The sequence below is a fragment of the Coxiella-like endosymbiont of Rhipicephalus sanguineus genome (genome assembly GCF_018687865.1).
Map to the genome: position 1 here is coordinate 1 of NZ_NIQB01000068.1, position 16,490 is coordinate 16,490.

Consider the following 16,490-nt stretch of genomic DNA (forward strand, 5'->3'; position numbering starts at 1 on the left):
GATAAAGCAGTTTGGCTTACTGGTTTTCATTTTCACTTTGGACGGGAAGTTGTGCTAACCGTATTCACCTCCGTTCTTCCTGCAGTTTCTTTTGAGTGGTTTGTATTTTTTTGTTTTAGGGAATTAGAGATATGGCGATTTCTTGAGGGAAGATAGGTTAAATGGGGTGGCAATTTCGCGTCAATTACTCTCTTAATCGCTTCATTAAAATATTGATCGAAGAAAGAGTCGATTCTTCCTGAATCCATAGCATAAAACTCCTAAATCACAATCTAGCAAAATGTCAGTAATTTCTATTATCCAGGATTTGGACTTCGGACGCAAATTAGTGCTAGTTTTAACATTTTTTTGAGAGGCGTTTTTTTGTACTTGCTATTGCTACTTCTTATTTTTCTCTGTAACATAAGTTGCTCGATTTACACCTAATTTGTCAGGTTTTTAGCGGGTGGATGATCTTAGGAGGGTACTATCGAGTGTTAGAGTATTTGGGTTCTGGGTGGAAAGGTGAAGTTTTATAAAGTCGAGGAACGAAAAACCGGTATCATTCGGGCAGCCAAATTGTTTTATCGCCGAAAGACTAACGGTGAAAGACCCTACATTTATTATTCTAAAAAGCTCTATAAATTAGGCAAATGTCCGATCGTTATTCAATGTCATTTTCGTGATGTCATTTATTTAAAGCAAAAAAAATCATTTTCTTGTTTTAGATTTTATAGATGGAGAAGTGCTTTTGGGCTACACTACTCGTCAAAAAGGGAAGCTCTTACTGCTTTTTGAGGCTCTTCATTTATTATATGCTTTGATTCAAGGAGTAGAATAAATTCATTTTCATGTAGCATATCATGGCTATATTCATTTCTATAAGATCATGATTAAGAAAAAATGTCGGGGTTTTGAGGTGAATTTAATCGATTTGCTGCATTTAGGTTCCTTCCACGAAAAGTAAAATCTAGCAGGATGTTTATGATCTCATTAATATCTTTTACGAAATGATTGAAAGTTTAGCAGGCTATCGGCGGTGTAGTAATCACATTAAACAATTTGTTTTAGCTGGGAAACACAATCTTATTCAGGAGCAATTTAATACTGCAGGTCACTTACGGGCTGTGCTTAGAAAATATTGGGTCGGAGAGCCGATACGCAATTCCATATGCTATAGTACTAATGTTGTACATAGGAGTAGCTATTTATAAAATGGAGTCCTAAAAATAGTATGGGCAAGTTGTTTATTCCTCCTGCTCCCCGCTTGACCTTTTCTGGCTCTGGGGTTGACTCCTCAGGAAGTTTATCAAAAAGTAAAAATTCTATTTCTATATAGTATCGACCTTCAGACTGAGATGGTGAGGGCTCGAGGAACGGCCGTCGTGGCAAATAAAACAATTATAGTTATAAAACTGTCATATCATCTTAATGGAGAATGTGGTTGTTAAATTACCTAAAGGGAATAAATTATAATTCGTGAGAATGTTTTATAAAAATGAAAAATAAGACCTTTGCTTATTAGAAATTCCCAACGAAAATTTCATAGCTGTTAAAATGCAACCTTCAACGGATGTTCACATAGGGAAGTAAGTGTACGCGATAGGAAATACACAGGGGACAGAAAAATCTTTATCTCGAGAAATTATTTATAACAAATATAAGGTGAAAGCAGGAGAGTGGTTGGAAACAGATGCCACTATTTATTTTGGTTGTAGCAGAAGTGGGTTATTTGATGATGAGGGAAATTTAATAGGGATTACAGCTAAAAAGTGTATCTTCACACACAGCGAATATCATTCCTGAAGCAATTCAGGGAATAAATTATTTAGGTTCTTATGGACATGATAAAATTGGGCTTTATCGAAATAATGTGGAATGTTCTTTGTTAATTCCTGGGATAGATACCAATAGAAATTTGGCTAGCTCAGTTTTTTGGAATCCTAAATACAATACAATTCCACTAGTTTTTCCCACTACTGCGAATGTTAAAGAAGCTTGAGTATTATTTATGAAGCTATACTCAATAAGGAAACAAAGAAACAAATTTCTTATAAATCAAAAAATATTTTATATATTGCCAATCAACCCTATCCACTCTCTATGGTTCAAGCGTTGATGGTCATAAATATCTTTTTGGGGTAACACAGTTCAGTTAAAATCTTCTAAGCAGTATTTTTAAATTCTGGAGCCTTTAAAGTTAAATTCGACGACTCTGACCCAAATATTGGTAAAGCAAATGGTATACCATGTCAATGGGATTGCTCAGGCGCTTTCTGATTATAATGCAAATTGCGAGGGGTTCAGTTTTTAATTAAACCTTTTTCGATAAGAAAGTCGTAGGCTACTTTTGTTCCGGGGTCTTATATTGAATATTTACAAGAGCGTTAAGATGCCGCATGGTTTCATTGTCAATTAAATTAGCCAACGGCGCTAAAGCATTTTCCACTTATGGATGCAATTTTAGAAAATCTTCTTGGATTATCGGTGCCGTGTGTAATAAGAAGGATAAAAATGTTTGTCATCTTTAAGTGCCACTAAATTATAGGCGTGTATGCGATCGTCGGTAGTGAAAATTTCACTAAATTGAATGTCTTTGTTTTTAATTGCTCTATACAATTAAATCAGGTTGCATTTGTATGATATGTTTTAAATTTAAACCCGTAAATTCTTTTAAGTCCAGAAAATACATCAGGTCTTTGTAAGAATTCAGGAGGAGTGGCGAGGGTGAGTCGAGGAGCTATAAGAACGAGATCGCTTAAATTTTGAAGGCGATGCTTTTTTTCAAATTTTCTATTACCGCTAAAATTTGAGAGTTATTAAAGCGAAAGGGGCTTAAACAAATTAATTGATAATGTTGTTCATATTCTTTTTTCAGTATTTAGAATATTTTCTGAGCTGAAAGGAGTTTAGTGTGATGAAATACAACCAGATAGACGGTTCCGGTGTATTTCGGATAAAGATAAGACTTAGATTTTAATAAGGTATTCTAAAAACCGCGGTTGAACCTAAATTAAATTCCTTTTTAATAGCTAATTTAGTTTGTAATTCAATAATGTCAGCCATTATATTTGCCGAGTATATATTGTTCAGAAAAATTTTTAGTGGCAATAATAATTTTATTTTTTCGATTTTTGAAAAGTAGAGGCGATACTGATCTAACAATTAGTAGATTAAGCTAAACAAAATCACAAAAATAATAGTTAATTTTATTTTTTATATTTCATTATCTTACGTTGATGATGCGAGAGTGAAGTTTCGATATAGCCAATGATGAAATCTAACGCAACAGCTAATAAAGCCGCAGGAATAGCGCCGAGTAAGATAAGGCAAATATTGTTTAACGGATAAGCCTTGGGTGATAAAATTTCCTAAACCACCTGCGCCAATAAACGCTGCAATGGTAGTAATCCCAATAGTCATTGCTGTTGCCGTTGGAATCCCCTACGATGAGACGGGGAAGGGCTAGCAGCAATTCCACCAAACGGAGGCGGGGGCTGCCCCCCAGAGAGTAAAACCCATCGTGCAAGCCGTTTCAACGCTTTCAGAAGAGACCCCTAACAAACCGATATAAATGTTACGAGTGATTGGCAATAAAGCGTAAACGATTAGGGCGATAATAGTGGGCTTAAAACCAATTCCTAAAAATGAAATTAAAAAAAAAGCGAGTAAAGCAAGGCTAGGGATCGTTTAGAAAGTGCTAGCCATTCCTAAAATAATATTTCGAAAAATTGTGCGATTTAAAATTAATATTCCCAAAGGAATGCCAATAAGGATGGCTGCGAAAGTAGCGGATAAAGCTAAATAAATATGTTCTAAATAATTTGATCTCCAAAGCGCTCACCGTGAACTCCTGTCCAGATGTTCCATTTGTTGCTCCGGTAGTTTAACAAGTTATGCAACAAATTCGGTTGCGGGATTGGTAACAAGTTCGGTTTTAGTACCTATTATGATCGAGTTTTCCCTTATGCATAACAGCGATGCAGTCTGCGATGCGAAATGCTTCGAAAATATTGTGGGTGATAAAAATAATGGTTTTTTCGACTTTTTCATTGAGATAGATCATCTCATTTTGTAAAGCCGAGTGAGTCATAGCATCAAGCACCAAACGGTTCATCCATCAATAAGTATTAAGATTAAGTATTCAAGGATCAGCTGCTAATGCTTGGGCAACGCCTACACGCTGCTACCGCCTCCCCCAGATAATTCATCGGGGTACCGGGTGGTGATTTTTTGGTGGTCTAAGTGGACGAAATCCAATAACTCATAATCTTGTTCAATACGTTTTTTCTTGGGAACATGTATCAGCTTTAAAAGGGTGGTTATATTTTTTCCACCGTCATATGAGGAAAGAGCCCTATTTGTTGGAAAACGTAACCAATCAATCGACTTAAGAGGACTGAATTCGTATTGAATAATATCTTTGCCATCAATCTTGATCTTACTTACGCGTTGGCTCGATCAATTGATTTATCATTTCATTAAGGTAATTTTTCCGCTTCCGGAGGAGGTTAATAAAACTAAGATTTCGCCATCTTTCACTTGAAAAGAAACATTATCCACGGCTAAGGTAGAACTACCGGGATAAGCTTTAGTAACATGGTCCAACGTGATCATACTGACATTATAACGTAAGAAGGGAATTATGCACCTCGCATAATTTTTTATAATAAAAGAATATGAAGAGCATTATAAAAGAATATGAAGACTATTAAAATAATTTCTCCTTATTGTAGTGCGATTACGATATAATATAATCGTTAATATTTTAGGCGAATTGCATTCGTTAAAATTGCAAAGCTAGATAAGCGAATTGTCTTTATTAGTAATCAGTTTTTGGGAAAACCCTATCTTCCAGGTGCTTTAAGTGAAGGGGAAGAGGGACAGTTTGACCAAAATCTCTTGTATCGAAGGGATTATTTTGATTGTTTGACGCTTGTGAATACAGGAATACAGTCTGTGCCTACCCTAGCTCTGTCTAGCTCTGTCAGAAAAAAAGATCATTTTCTCTGAAACATTCTGGCTTTTAATTATTATAATGCCATTCCTTGTTACGAAAATTGATTTCACTTCACTAGTGTCGATTCCGAATATTCAGAACGCAAAAAAATCAACTAATTAAGATATAAGCAGCGATATTAAAGACACAGAGGATCCACCCCATTTGTGAAACAGCCGAGGCATTCATTGATTGACATAATTGGTTTAAACATTGTACTTTGGCTGATATTAAATTAAAGCCAATTTCAGATTCCAAGGGACGAGCTTTACTAAAAAACCGCAAGCCTTTTCCTCTCAAGTTAAATTAGAAAAGAGTCGATTACCTTATCTTTCCTTAAAGAAATTGTTGGATGATGCACGTAGATATATGTTATTTAAACAAATTACGGTTCGATTATTGAAATCGTTTGCCCTAATTGGGATATGCGAGATAAAATTGGCATCAATTTGAATATCTCTCATCTAGGATTTACGTTGTGGAGTGGAAAGAACTTAATTTTTAGATATGCTTCTTTGGCAAAGAAGTGTGTGGTTGATGAGCCTCTTGCTCAATACCTGGAGGCCTATCTTTCAAGTCCAACGGTTAAAGGGATCGATGTTTTGCGTTGCTGCAAACAGTGATGGCTTTCTCCTGAAAAATGATTTGATTAATGTCATAACTTCTTACAAAATTTGTTTGATTTTAAAAATCAATCTAACAGAAGAAAGTAAGGGCAGAAGAAAGTAAGGGATGATGATACATCCAAATACTGAACTTAAATATAATTGATGAAACAATCGGTCATGGTGTTTTTGTTAGGCAAAAAATCCCTCGTGGCACACCAGTATGGACTTTAGTCACCTCGATAGAGAATATTCAAGACAGCATTAAGAAAATTCCTCCTGATTATCGCAAGATTTATATAAAATGCCTACATCAATGTAGAAGGGGCGTTCATACTTCTGTTGGGATTTTGGGGCTACATGAACTATGCGTGCCAACCTAATTTTCGAAGAGTGGGTCCTGAAATTGAAGTTGCCATTAGAAGAGACATCCGAGCGGGTGAAGAGATAACTTGTGATTACAGCGTATTAAATCTTCTTTTTTTCATAGATTATTATTGTGAACACCTTGAGTTCCGGGGAAGGATTTGTGGGGAAGATATTCTACTCTTTAGGTCTTTGTGGAATCGTCAAATAAAGAAGATATTGCCCTTAACTAAAAGGGTGTATCAACCTTTTTCCTTATATATTCCTTATATAAAAATAAAGAAGTCTTTGAGGTAATGCTTACCGATACCGATGCAAGAGGACTTCCTTTACCAGAAAAATTATATTGTTCGAACCTTAAAAGAGCTTTCGCCTCTATATAAGAGATTTAATTGAAAATGAAGAAACAATAACTTAGCTAAGCTTTTCAGGCTCAATAGACTTCTCCTAAAATAGCCGTTTTTTAGCTCCAGTCACACTAAGTAAGTTGTTCGCTTTCTTTTCTAGAGTTTTTTTGGCTAACCAGGCAAAGTAAACCACCTCTACCCAATCGGGAGATATACTCGCCTCTTCAGTGGTGGTTACTCTTAAGGGTTGACATAATTCTCTCAATCGATCGACGAGATAGTGGTTATGGATACCCCCCACACAACCATAGGCTACCGGAATTTAAAGAGAAAAGAGAAGCGAGTAAGCCTGACTAATACTTCGAGCAGTGAGTTCCACTAAAGTAGCTTGGATGTTTTCTGGGGCAAAATCGCTTCCCATTAATTTTTCTTTGAGCCACTTAAGGTTGAAATATTAACGATCGGTGTTTTTGGGCGAAGAACGTTGAAATAGGGGTCTGCTAAGTAGGCTCTCTAATAAGTCTTTTCTTGTATGCGGCCGCTTGCTGACCACTTCCCAGAGTGGTTCTAGTCTTTTTTAAAATGCCGGCCTAAGCATCAAGCAGAGTATTTTCCTGGCCCAGTATCAAAACCTATAACAGATTGATGGGGATCCTGAGGAAGGAACGTAAGATTAGCAATTCCCCCACAATATTTGCTACCAGTCGGTTTTCTTTATCCGAAATAGGAAATTATGGAAAGCAGGCGAGTGGTGCGACTTGATCCCCTAGTGCCATGTCCTGGCAGCGAAAATCAGCCACCATTGTAATTCTTGTTAGGGTCGCGATTGTATATTAGGATCCCCAAGTTGCAAGGTAAAAGGATAATTTTCTTCGGGCTTATGATGGATTGTTTGGCCATGGCTACCAATAGTGTAAATCGCTTTTGATTTAATATAAGCTTTTTTAGGATAAGCTTTTTTAGGAGGTTAAGCGACATCGCTGAAAATAATCGCTCGAGCGCCATATCAATTTTCCTGAGTTTACTAATGGAACAGGAGGAAGATAAACAGAGAACATTCAAGTTTTGTCTTATTTCTTTAGGAATCGGCTCGCTGTGACTGGCTACCAGCTGGAAAGGATTGAATTGGACAAGTACAGCGTCAACGGGCATCTAAACTTGTGCCGGATAGATAAAGGCTGATGTAAAAAGGTTCTTGTGGCACGCACACTTGCAGATTTAGGTTGAATTTTTAAGTTTCGTATTGTTAGCGGCTAATTGAGTATCTTGATGCAGATACAGCTCTGCTAACAATTGCTTAGCTGTATTCAAAAAAGGTTTCTCGTATTTTTGGGGAACGCTTTGGTCTGTGAGAAGTTTCATAGCCAACCAATTTTTGGGTTTACCATTGACATAGAAGCCAAAGTGAAGATGTGGCCCTGTGGTCCAACCCGATTCACCTACGTATCCAATTATTTCTCCTTTATGCACCCATTCATTGAGGTGAAGTTTCGCAAATCCCAACATATGTCCATACAGGGCGAGATAATGCTGACCATAATGTACCTTAATTGTCCTGCCATAGCCGCCGTCATGGCCCATAAAGACGATCTGGCCTTCAGCAATAGATTTAATAGGTGTACCAAGAGGAGCAGCAAAATCAACGCCTAGGTGAGGTCGAACTTTATGTAATACAGGATCATAGCGATGATAACTGAAGTAACTGCTGATCCGTTTATAATGCAGGGGGGCACGCAGAAAATGCGCTTCCACACTCCGACGACCATTAGGATTATAATAGGCAGTATGATTGATAGGATAAGTATACCGAACGGCTTGCTCTATTTTACCTCGATGAATAAATTCAGCAGCAACGATATTGCCATTACGGTATTTCTTTCCATTAATGTAATCTTCTTGATACAGAAAATCAAAGCGATCCTCTCGACGGAGGTCACGCGCAAAATTAATCTTCCCACCAAAAATAGTTTGTAATTCGCTAAGCATTCGAGAAGTTAAGTCAGATTTTTTTGCATCTTGAATTAGGGAATGTTGAATTACAATTGATTTATAAGTCAAGGTAGTTGTGACAGGTTGGGTTTTCATTTTCTTTATAAAGTCATTTCCTTGACGAATAAAAATTAATGTCTTAGCTGTCAATAGTGGATATTGAAGTGCCATGAGTTGATGAGAAGAATTGGTTTGGAAAGCGAGTTTTTCATGACGACGAAAAATAGCCGCTGAAGTATCACCACGTGTTACTACGATAATTTGCCATTGCAGATCCAGTTTGTTTATTTTTTTACATTAAGTTTTTTTACATTAAGCGGAGCGGAAGTGTTAAGGGTAAGTTGTTTGACGGATGGGGGTGTTTGAACCCAAAGCAATTTTATTAAAACGGCCAGGACGAGACCTACGGTGAAAATGATCAATATGGTCAATTTCCACCTCATTTTTTCTGGTCGCATTCGGTTTCCTTTGGGATTTTGACTGATTACAATTTCGAATCATACCATGTAATACAAAGATCCGGAATAATGAGAGGATTAGATGATTTCACCCCAAGAAGCACTAGAAGAAATTAAACGAGGTGCTGTCGAAATTATTCTTGAAGAAGAATTACTTGTACGTTTAAGTGAAAAAAAACCATTGCGAATAAAATTGGGATTTGATCCAACAGCCCCAGATATTCATCTTGGCCACACCGTCGTATTAAATAAGCTGCGTCAATTTCAAGTTTTAGGGCATGAAGTGATTTTTTTAATTGGTGATTTTACGGGAATGATTGGCGATCCTACCGGTAAAAATATAACACGTAAGCCATTGACCACTGAACAAGTTATGGAGAATACTAAAACTTATGAGACACAAGCTTTTCGTATTTTAGATTCTGAGAAAACCCAAGTTACTTTTAACTCAAACTGGATGAATAATTTAAAGGCCGATGATCTCGTTCGTTTAGCATCAACTTATACGGTCGCACGAATGTTAGAACGCGATGATTTTAATAAGCGTTATGTTGCGCAACAACCGATCGCCGTCCATGAATTTTTATATCCTTTATTACAAGGTTATGATTCCGTGGCTCTCCATGCTGACGTTGAATTGGGTGGCACCGATCAAAAGTTCAATTTATTAGTAGGCCGAGAATTACAGAAACATTTTGGCCAACGACTTCAATGTATTTTGACAATGCCTTTATTAGAAGGATTGGATGGTGTTCAGAAGATGTCCAAATCATTGAATAATTATATTGGTATCACGGAACCTCCGGAAGAAATGTTCGGAAAAATTATGTCGATATCCGATGATTTAATGTGGCGCTATTATGAATTATTAAGTTTTCGGTCCATGCAGGAAATTAATCATTGGCGTAGAGAGGTAGTTAAAGGAAAAAATCCCCGGGATATAAAAATTTTATTAGGTGAAGAATTAGTAGCGCGTTTTCACGGAGAAAAAGCAGCTAAGGCCGCACATCAGCACTTCATCGATCGCTTTAAAAATCATGAATTGCCCACCGATCTTGAGGAAATTAAGGTTCCAGCTGAAAACGACCATTTAAGAATTGGGTACATTCTGCAACGCGCGGGCTTAGTCAGCACGACTTCCGAAGCTCGTCGGATGATATCGCAGGGTGCTGTTCGTATAGATGGCGAGCGAGTTGAAGATATTCGATTAACCATCTCCACTGGTGAAAGTCATTTGTACCAAGTGGGGAAACGTCGTTTTGCTAAGGTGAAGGTGATTTGATCTCTTCTCTCATTTTTGTGGATCTTGGAACAATTACAACAGAAGATCTGCGATCTTGCGAAAATGGGAAAAAAGTGCGGGGAATCCTGAACAACGTGATTTCTGAGATTGTTTAGATGTGGAAGATCTTCTTAAAGCAGGAGTCTCTCGGAGTAATTTCTTAAAAGTGCTGGCTGCATCCTCATCTTTATTCTGGGATGGATGAGGCAGTTGTTGAGTAAGGGCGACTACAAAATTTCTATCATCAGATATTGTTAGCTGCTTTAGCACAAGTTCTAGGTCTTCTTGAGTTAAAATCTGAGCACCATCTAGAGCGCGCAAGGCATTGCACAGGGCTCTCAGCTGGGGGAGTGCGTAGCAACTGCTTGGATGTTTTGGGAGTTCAATAATCCTATCTTGTTAAGGTGCCTCGAGCCTCAGCCACCGCTTTCGGATTTCGATGCGCGATAGCGATCGCTTGTCGAACATCGTCATTTAAAATGCCATTTTCATTAAGCGATAACAAAGTATAAGCAGCTTTAAAAGAATATTTGTTTTGTAACAGCACGCTATTGTTTTCTCGAATTCGGAAAGAATTATTTTTTCTAAGCTGAATAAGAGCTTTCGCAATTTCTTTAAGATTTTCATTATTTCTAGAAATGAGGATATCAGCGTATTCGCTCATTTTGTGATGAATAAACAGGGCTAAAAGCTTCTAATAGATTATTTCAAGTAAGTAGTCCAGAGATTTCATTAAATTTAACAAGCTCTTTAGCTAGAATAACAATATTTTTGCTTCCTGAAATTCTCTCAACAGTATTTTTTTTTCTAGTTTTTCGCCTGCTTACAGTATTAAAAGTGGTTCTAATAATTGACGATCTTCATTATGCTTGTGAGTTAGTAGAAAATTAATCGTTTCACGAGCCGTTTTATAAGATTTACTCCCCTTTTCACAAGAAAGGTTCTTAGTTTCTTGAAGAGTATCTGTGATTAATTTCCAACTATCTTCTGAATTTATTTTAGCATTTAATTTCTTCTTCTTTAATTCTTGGGTTACCCGTGGTAAGAGTTTCGAAACGGCTTGGGAAGAAAAAAGCGTTGTAAAGTCGATTTCTCATGTTTTTATATATGTCATTTACTTATTTCTACGTCGTCATATAACCTCCCATTAAACAAAATTCTTCTACCTAGCATATTAAAATAGTCTTAGGGAAATATTAAAAAAACCTTAGAAATTTTTTAAATTTTTAGCACACGACAATTTTTGATAAGTAAATCATTAAAAAATAATTAACTTAGAATTCTATTTATTGAACGTTATATTTTTTAGAATTAATTTAATTAGGGGTGTCATTCCTGCAAAAGTGGGAATGACCACCTTATAGGGATATTCAGTATTAAAAAATTATCATTTTTGATCACAAAAATTGTAGTGTGTTGAGCGATAAATTTTACTGACCTGCAACTTACATTTATTAAGAAACAGTAAATTAAGATTTAAAGTTTTGGAATAATGAATAATCAAGACATCCCACACTTGGGTGTTTCATTTGTGGGAGTCGTTTCAAAGGATGATAAGGGGGTGTTGGTCGGGTCCTATCGTTTCTTAAACATTTGATCATTAACGTGAAGCGTAGCCATAGGAAAAAAATTATTATTTCTTCCGTTAAAGGGAGCGAGGCAAAAATACTTCTCTGCCCTTAGTTTTTTACAAAGCGGAAAGGATACAAAGTTATATATCCTTTTGCTTCTAACGTCGGTACAGATTGAAGAAAAATCCCTTGAGGATTGGGTCTTAACCAGAGTGACCATCTCTGCCGAAGAAATAAACCCCTCTTGATTTTGGGTGAGTTGAGCTTCGCTTCTATTTCTGTTGATATAGGAAGATAAAAAATAATTCTCGTCATTATTTTCATTTTCTTTTTTCAATACAGTTTAACGAATTTATTTGATTCTAAATTTATTAGATATTTTTTTATTTTTACAGGTAATCCTTAAGAAGTAAATAAATTTTTTTATTCTAAGTATTCTAAGGCCATCATTCCCAGTAAAAAAAATCATTTTTTTGAACGTGTTGGAAATTAAGGCAGATAAATAGTGTAATGTGGTTATTTCGCCGTAAAGCAAAGCGTCTAGCTTCTTTTCCAAAATGAGAATAGAGAAATTTCTTTTCCTCTTTATTAATAGATAAAGCATTGATAGTGTCTAATCCTTTAGTTGAAAAGGAAGTAATGGCCTCTTTAATTTCCTTTTAAGTTACTGCCTTCCCCACTTGAACAATAAAATTTGCTTTGAGCTTATCGCTTTTTTCAATTGTCTGTAGGGCAGCATCTAGCTATGTCTATTCAAGAAAAATTTTGGCACTATAGCTTTTAGTCTTGAGATATTTGAATGAGAGCTATTCTTTATTATTATAAATGCAAAACTGAAGAAAATCCTCGTAACGGATAATTTGACTTTCCGTAGGAATTAATTCTTTAGATTGCATAAACTGTTTTAATACAAAGACAATAGAAAGCTCCTTTTTTATCTTCGGCATCCTTTTTTTATCGTATTCCCTAATTAGCTATTCTAGTCGACTTTTTCTCATTGGAATTCTCAGTGGTTATCTAACCGAATTACTTTAACATTCGAAGATTAAATCTGTCTTAAATTTCTCTGATTATTAAATAAACCCTGTACATCTTAAATATTAAGATTTAAATAAGCTTAGCTTGATAAGCTTTTACTATCAAAAACAAAAGATATTCAAGGAGGAATGAATGGTGAAATGGTAGAAAATCAAAGAAATCCATCAACTTTATCAAGAATAACAGGGAGTAATAAGAAAGTTTGTAGGAATATTTAGGTTTTGGGAGTGACAGGGCAGAACGATTTAGTGGTCTTTTTTGAAGAGCGTTTAGAGGGTAATCTTGAAGAAATGATTACTGAAGAAGAAGTATAGAAATTGGTGGACAAGATCCTGGAAGAAATTCCTGTCGACTATCATCCGAAAGAGCAGAAAAGATAAAATTCTTTCCTACGAAAAGGCTTTTGAAATCATTAAAATCCTATTTGATATTCGAATCACGAATAAAAAGAAACGTGCTTTTTTTAATTTCCTCAGAAAAATGAAAGCTACTACTTTACAGCAAAATTTTCACTTCAGAAGTTACTTTAGCATTTTTCCGATCTTGTCTCCCTAATATGGTCATTCATCTATATTTCTGGTGCTTCCACTGATTTGCTTAATACTGATTTGCTTAATATTTATCAGAAAAAAATTTCTGATCACAACAATCCCAGAGCGTTTCTAATGTGTTTCTTTCGCTTTCAAAGAAAGGATTAATATTAGAGCAAACGATTAAGAAGTTTTTTCTCATCCAAATTTAGAAATGTTTGCCGAAGTATTAATTCTTTTGCACCAATCAAAAATCTTGACGAAAGAAATCTATAGAGACGTCCAAGAGCCGAGAATCGAAAAAAGGTTGTGAAAGACCTGCAGAAAAATCGAGATGAACAAGAAACATAAAAGTAGGTTAAGTTTGTTTGTACGAGGCCGAGCGCAACCTCCTAAATTGCAAATCGATCCTCAGGCAGATACTACTGCGTACCTCAGCCCTTGAGGTTGGCTTACTGCTTGTAGTATCTTGGGTACACAACTTATTAGGAGACCTTAATGAAAATAGCCCAATTTCAATTTCTGCATCGGCAATTGCTGTTTTCTGTATTTCGCTGGCTTTTGCGAATGTCCTCCTACAATACCCAACATTTACACCAGCGCCAAAATGCCAAACACTAAATTGAATTAGATCAAGAATTTTAGCTACATCGGCAGGTGTGCCAATTTTGCCAGCTGGAATTTGAGCGACAACCTCTTGACAAATAGTTTTAATATCGATTTTCTTTTTTTTTCCGCTTGCTGCTCCATGAGTTTTTCTAGTTGCTCTGTTTCAATGGAGTCCGATAGAATATTATTTACGGTGATTCCATATTTTATCACCTTACTAAGATAGCATTTTTGCTGATGCAGCTACAGCCTATCGCGTGGTGTTGGAAACATCTAAAGTTTCATTAAGCGATTTTACCGACGTAGAAATAGACGTAGAAATATATTAATAATACTACCGAATTGCTTTATCTCTATGTTTGGAATTAGGCATTGCGTTATTAAAAGTATATTAGCACGTAAATAGACGTTAAAATCAGTTTCAAACTCTTCATCAGTTGCTCGAGGATAGGTCCCGGCGGCAGCCCTCCAGCATTATTAATTAAAATTTCAATGGCTACGTTGCTATTAATTTCTTGAATAATGATTCTTCGTAAAACATCTAAATTAGAAAGTAGAAATATTTGTGCATAAGTAAGAATTATGCTGAGCATATTTTTTGGAAGAGAAGAAATAACAGTTTTTAAAGCATTTTCATTATAGGCAAGAACAACAACTTCACAACTTAATTCTGCAAGTGCTTCTACACAAGCTTTGCCAATCCCTTTTGGAGCATCACAGACTAAGGCACATTTTCTGGATAAATCCAGCTGTATTATTTATTTTCCAATAGAGTGAAGGTGCCACTAGGATATTTAAAATAAGTATCGCGTTTAATATTATCTATGCGTACGGGTAATTGGTAAGTTCTAAATTTTCTTTTGATTTTACGGATAAAGGATTTCTAATAAATTTAATACCGCTTCTCCTAAGGATTACTTTATACGTAGTAGTTCGCCCTTATAGTGGTAATTCGCCCTTTACAGAAGAAATAAATTTAAATGAATAAAGGCTTTACTTTATTTTAAAAACTTTATTTTCCCAGCTATTTCTTAACGTAATAGTAATTTAATTTTTTTAGCTCAAGATTTATAATTTTCTATACTTACGCCAGCTATTTGATTTATGGTTTGGTGTAATTGGTGAAAGAGAGAATTAAATTCGATGGAATCTTGAATGTTGTCACTAAACCCAAATGTGATTTGGGGAATTAAATTCCTCACTGGTGATATTAAGAGAGGAGATAACTATATCATGCCTAGGTTGGAGTCATATAGTAAACCCGGTTTTTTCATTGTTTTTTCATTCTGTATTTCATAATCGTTCCTCCTTAATTCATGCACCTAAAGCCCATGTGCAAATTGGTCTAAATTGGTCTAATTAATCAAGTAAAAGAGTCTGTAGGGGAGGGACACTCTTTTTGTGAGTAATTTAATTTTGTGAGTAATATCTAAATTAAATAAGTATTGCTAAGTGATTGATTTTAGAGTTAAACTGGTCAAAAAATATGTTATACTTTTTATTGGAGTTTTATCTTTTTATTGGAGTTTTATTCACGGAATCTGTTGTCATTTATCACACTCTGATGATACTATTTTTAGCCCGGTTTGGTGATGTTATGTTCACGACAGGGCCTGAAAAGAAATGGGCGAGTATTTCTTGTTGACATTGCTCACAAGACGCGTAAAATAGCCCTTCCTTTCTTGATGGAATTGCTCTTTAACAACTAGTAACAAACGGAAGCAGTTTGTGTGGGTACCGTGTGATAGTCGAATCACCAAAAATTATTCGACGCACAGCCTGCTTAACTGCAGTGTTTTGTGTCGAGCCTTAATTTTGCCCTTTATGGCAAACGTTTATTTAATTGAAGAGTTTGATTCTGGCTCAGATTGAACGCTAGCGGCATGCCTAACACATGCAAGTCGAACGGCAGCGGGGGGAGCTTGCTCCCTGACGGCGAGTGGCGGACGGGTGAGTAACACGTAGGAATCTACCTCATTATAGTGGGGGATAACCCGGGGAAACTCGGGCTAATACCGCATAATCTCTTCAAAGCAAAGCGGGGGATCTTCGGACCTCGTGCTATGAGATGAGCCTGCGTCGGATTAGCTAGTTGGTAGGGTAATGGCCTACCAAGGCGACGATCCGTAGCTGGTCTGAGAGGACGATCAGCACACTGGGACTGAGACACGGCCCAGACTCCTACGGGAGGCAGCAGTGGGGAATATTGGACAATGGGGGGAACCCTGATCCAGCAATGCCGCGTGTGTGAAGAAGGCCTCGGGTTGTAAAGCACTTTCAGTGGGGAAGAAATTCTCAAGTCTAATACCCTTGAGCGTTGACGTTACCCACAGAAGAAGCACTGGCTAACTCTGTGCCAGCAGCCGCGGTAATACAGAGAGTGCAAGCGTAATCGGAATCACTGGGCGTAAAGCGCGCGTAGGTGGATATTTAAGTCGGATGTGAAAGCCCTAGGCTTAACCTGGGAATTACATCCGATACTAGGTATCTCGAGTATGATAGAGGGAAGTGGAATTTCCGGTGTAGCGGTGAAATGCGTAGATATCGGAAAGAACATCAGTGGCGAAGGCGGCTTCCTGGAGCAATACTGACACTGAGGCGCGAAAGCGTGGGGAGCAAACAGGATTAGAGACCCTGGTAGTCCACGCTGTCAACGATGAGAACTAGCTGTTGGAAAGTTTACTTTCTAGTAGCAAAGCTAACGCGTAAGTTACTGC

Annotated in this window: 14 protein-coding genes, 1 rRNA gene and 3 pseudogenes; 7 read left to right on the plus strand and 11 right to left on the minus strand. The window is 36.7% G+C overall.

Annotated features, from left to right (window positions below; all coding sequences use genetic code 11):
• Positions 1–449: 449 nt before the first annotated feature.
• Positions 450–1,103: pseudogene (locus B1F79_RS03900) on the plus strand (protein kinase family protein); the annotation flags it as partial.
• A gap of 469 nt (positions 1,104–1,572) precedes the next feature.
• On the plus strand, positions 1,573–1,785 hold the full coding sequence (locus B1F79_RS03905; RefSeq protein WP_251366068.1) for a trypsin-like peptidase domain-containing protein: 213 nt from the start codon (positions 1,573–1,575) through the stop codon (positions 1,783–1,785).
• Between the two features lie 675 nt (positions 1,786–2,460).
• On the opposite strand, the gene B1F79_RS03910 is transcribed toward B1F79_RS03905, so the two are convergent.
• From B1F79_RS03910 to B1F79_RS03920, 3 genes are all read right to left on the minus strand, one after another.
• A complete protein-coding gene (locus B1F79_RS03910) occupies positions 2,461–2,598 on the minus strand; it encodes a glycine betaine ABC transporter substrate-binding protein (RefSeq protein WP_251366069.1) in 138 nt (45 codons plus the stop codon).
• Positions 2,599–3,210: 612 nt separating this feature from the next.
• Positions 3,211–3,402, minus strand: a complete 192-nt coding sequence (locus B1F79_RS03915; RefSeq protein WP_251366070.1) for a hypothetical protein — start codon at positions 3,400–3,402, stop codon at positions 3,211–3,213.
• Between the two features lie 1,050 nt (positions 3,403–4,452).
• The gene (locus B1F79_RS03920) at positions 4,453–4,596 is read right to left on the minus strand and encodes a hypothetical protein (RefSeq protein ID WP_251366071.1); all 144 of its coding nucleotides are present in this window, start codon (positions 4,594–4,596) and stop codon (positions 4,453–4,455) included.
• Positions 4,597–4,800: 204 nt separating this feature from the next.
• Here B1F79_RS03920 and B1F79_RS06960 point away from each other — a divergent pair, with 204 nt between their 5' ends.
• Positions 4,801–4,992, plus strand: a complete 192-nt coding sequence (locus B1F79_RS06960; protein ID WP_372443136.1) for an N-acetylmuramoyl-L-alanine amidase-like domain-containing protein — start codon at positions 4,801–4,803, stop codon at positions 4,990–4,992.
• Between the two features lie 97 nt (positions 4,993–5,089).
• On the opposite strand, the gene B1F79_RS03925 is transcribed toward B1F79_RS06960, so the two are convergent.
• Positions 5,090–5,263: a hypothetical protein gene (locus B1F79_RS03925; RefSeq protein ID WP_251366072.1), complete on the minus strand. Its 174-nt coding sequence runs from the start codon at positions 5,261–5,263 to the stop codon at positions 5,090–5,092.
• 113 nt (positions 5,264–5,376) lie between these two features.
• Here B1F79_RS03925 and B1F79_RS03930 point away from each other — a divergent pair, with 113 nt between their 5' ends.
• Both B1F79_RS03930 and B1F79_RS06965 read left to right on the plus strand, forming a co-directional pair.
• Positions 5,377–5,601, plus strand: a complete 225-nt coding sequence (locus tag B1F79_RS03930) for an N-acetylmuramoyl-L-alanine amidase-like domain-containing protein (RefSeq protein WP_308159733.1) — start codon at positions 5,377–5,379, stop codon at positions 5,599–5,601.
• A 324-nt stretch (positions 5,602–5,925) separates the two neighbouring features.
• Positions 5,926–6,246 carry an SET domain-containing protein-lysine N-methyltransferase gene (locus B1F79_RS06965; RefSeq protein ID WP_372443135.1) on the plus strand — a complete coding sequence of 107 codons (321 nt, stop codon included), beginning with the start codon at positions 5,926–5,928 and terminating at the stop codon, positions 6,244–6,246.
• Positions 6,247–6,396: 150 nt separating this feature from the next.
• On the opposite strand, the pseudogene B1F79_RS03935 reads toward B1F79_RS06965, so the two are convergent.
• From B1F79_RS03935 to B1F79_RS03955, 5 genes and pseudogenes are all read right to left on the minus strand, one after another.
• A pseudogene (locus B1F79_RS03935) lies at positions 6,397–6,717 on the minus strand (anhydro-N-acetylmuramic acid kinase).
• 310 nt (positions 6,718–7,027) lie between these two features.
• Positions 7,028–7,099 (minus strand): hypothetical protein, encoded by a 72-nt coding sequence (locus tag B1F79_RS06970; protein WP_251366077.1) that lies wholly within the window; start codon positions 7,097–7,099, stop codon positions 7,028–7,030.
• 11 nt (positions 7,100–7,110) lie between these two features.
• On the minus strand, positions 7,111–7,230 hold the full coding sequence (locus B1F79_RS06395; RefSeq protein ID WP_308159734.1) for an anhydro-N-acetylmuramic acid kinase: 120 nt from the start codon (positions 7,228–7,230) through the stop codon (positions 7,111–7,113).
• A gap of 77 nt (positions 7,231–7,307) precedes the next feature.
• Positions 7,308–7,448, minus strand: a pseudogene (locus B1F79_RS03950) (anhydro-N-acetylmuramic acid kinase); the annotation flags it as partial.
• Between the two features lie 66 nt (positions 7,449–7,514).
• Positions 7,515–8,456 (minus strand): M23 family metallopeptidase, encoded by a 942-nt coding sequence (locus tag B1F79_RS03955; RefSeq protein ID WP_251366074.1) that lies wholly within the window; start codon positions 8,454–8,456, stop codon positions 7,515–7,517.
• A gap of 369 nt (positions 8,457–8,825) precedes the next feature.
• Between B1F79_RS03955 and tyrS the strand changes: the two genes are divergently transcribed.
• Complete coding sequence (gene tyrS, locus B1F79_RS03960; protein ID WP_251366075.1) at positions 8,826–10,025, plus strand: tyrosine--tRNA ligase; 1,200 nt, start codon at positions 8,826–8,828, stop codon at positions 10,023–10,025.
• A gap of 391 nt (positions 10,026–10,416) precedes the next feature.
• On the opposite strand, the gene B1F79_RS03965 is transcribed toward tyrS, so the two are convergent.
• Together B1F79_RS03965 and B1F79_RS06975 are read right to left on the minus strand one after the other, a co-directional pair.
• Complete coding sequence (locus B1F79_RS03965) at positions 10,417–10,689, minus strand: hypothetical protein (protein ID WP_251366076.1); 273 nt, start codon at positions 10,687–10,689, stop codon at positions 10,417–10,419.
• Positions 10,690–14,153: 3,464 nt separating this feature from the next.
• Positions 14,154–14,531: an SDR family NAD(P)-dependent oxidoreductase gene (locus tag B1F79_RS06975; RefSeq protein ID WP_372443137.1), complete on the minus strand. Its 378-nt coding sequence runs from the start codon at positions 14,529–14,531 to the stop codon at positions 14,154–14,156.
• A gap of 1,082 nt (positions 14,532–15,613) precedes the next feature.
• On the opposite strand from B1F79_RS06975, the gene B1F79_RS03970 reads away from it, so the two are divergent.
• Positions 15,614–16,490 (plus strand): 16S ribosomal RNA (locus B1F79_RS03970); the annotation flags it as partial.

What these genes read in the sequence shown, in the direction of transcription:
- B1F79_RS03965 (WP_251366076.1), bottom strand. Translation starts at nt 10,689, where the DNA reads ATGAGCGAATACGCTGATATCCTCATTTCTAGAAATAATGAAAATCTT.
- B1F79_RS03920 (WP_251366071.1), bottom strand. Translation starts at nt 4,596, where the DNA reads ATGATCACGTTGGACCATGTTACTAAAGCTTATCCCGGTAGTTCTACC.
- B1F79_RS03955 (WP_251366074.1), bottom strand. Translation starts at nt 8,456, where the DNA reads ATGGCACTTCAATATCCACTATTGACAGCTAAGACATTAATTTTTATT.
- B1F79_RS03915 (WP_251366070.1), bottom strand. Translation starts at nt 3,402, where the DNA reads ATGACTATTGGGATTACTACCATTGCAGCGTTTATTGGCGCAGGTGGT.
- tyrS (WP_251366075.1), top strand. Translation starts at nt 8,826, where the DNA reads ATGATTTCACCCCAAGAAGCACTAGAAGAAATTAAACGAGGTGCTGTC.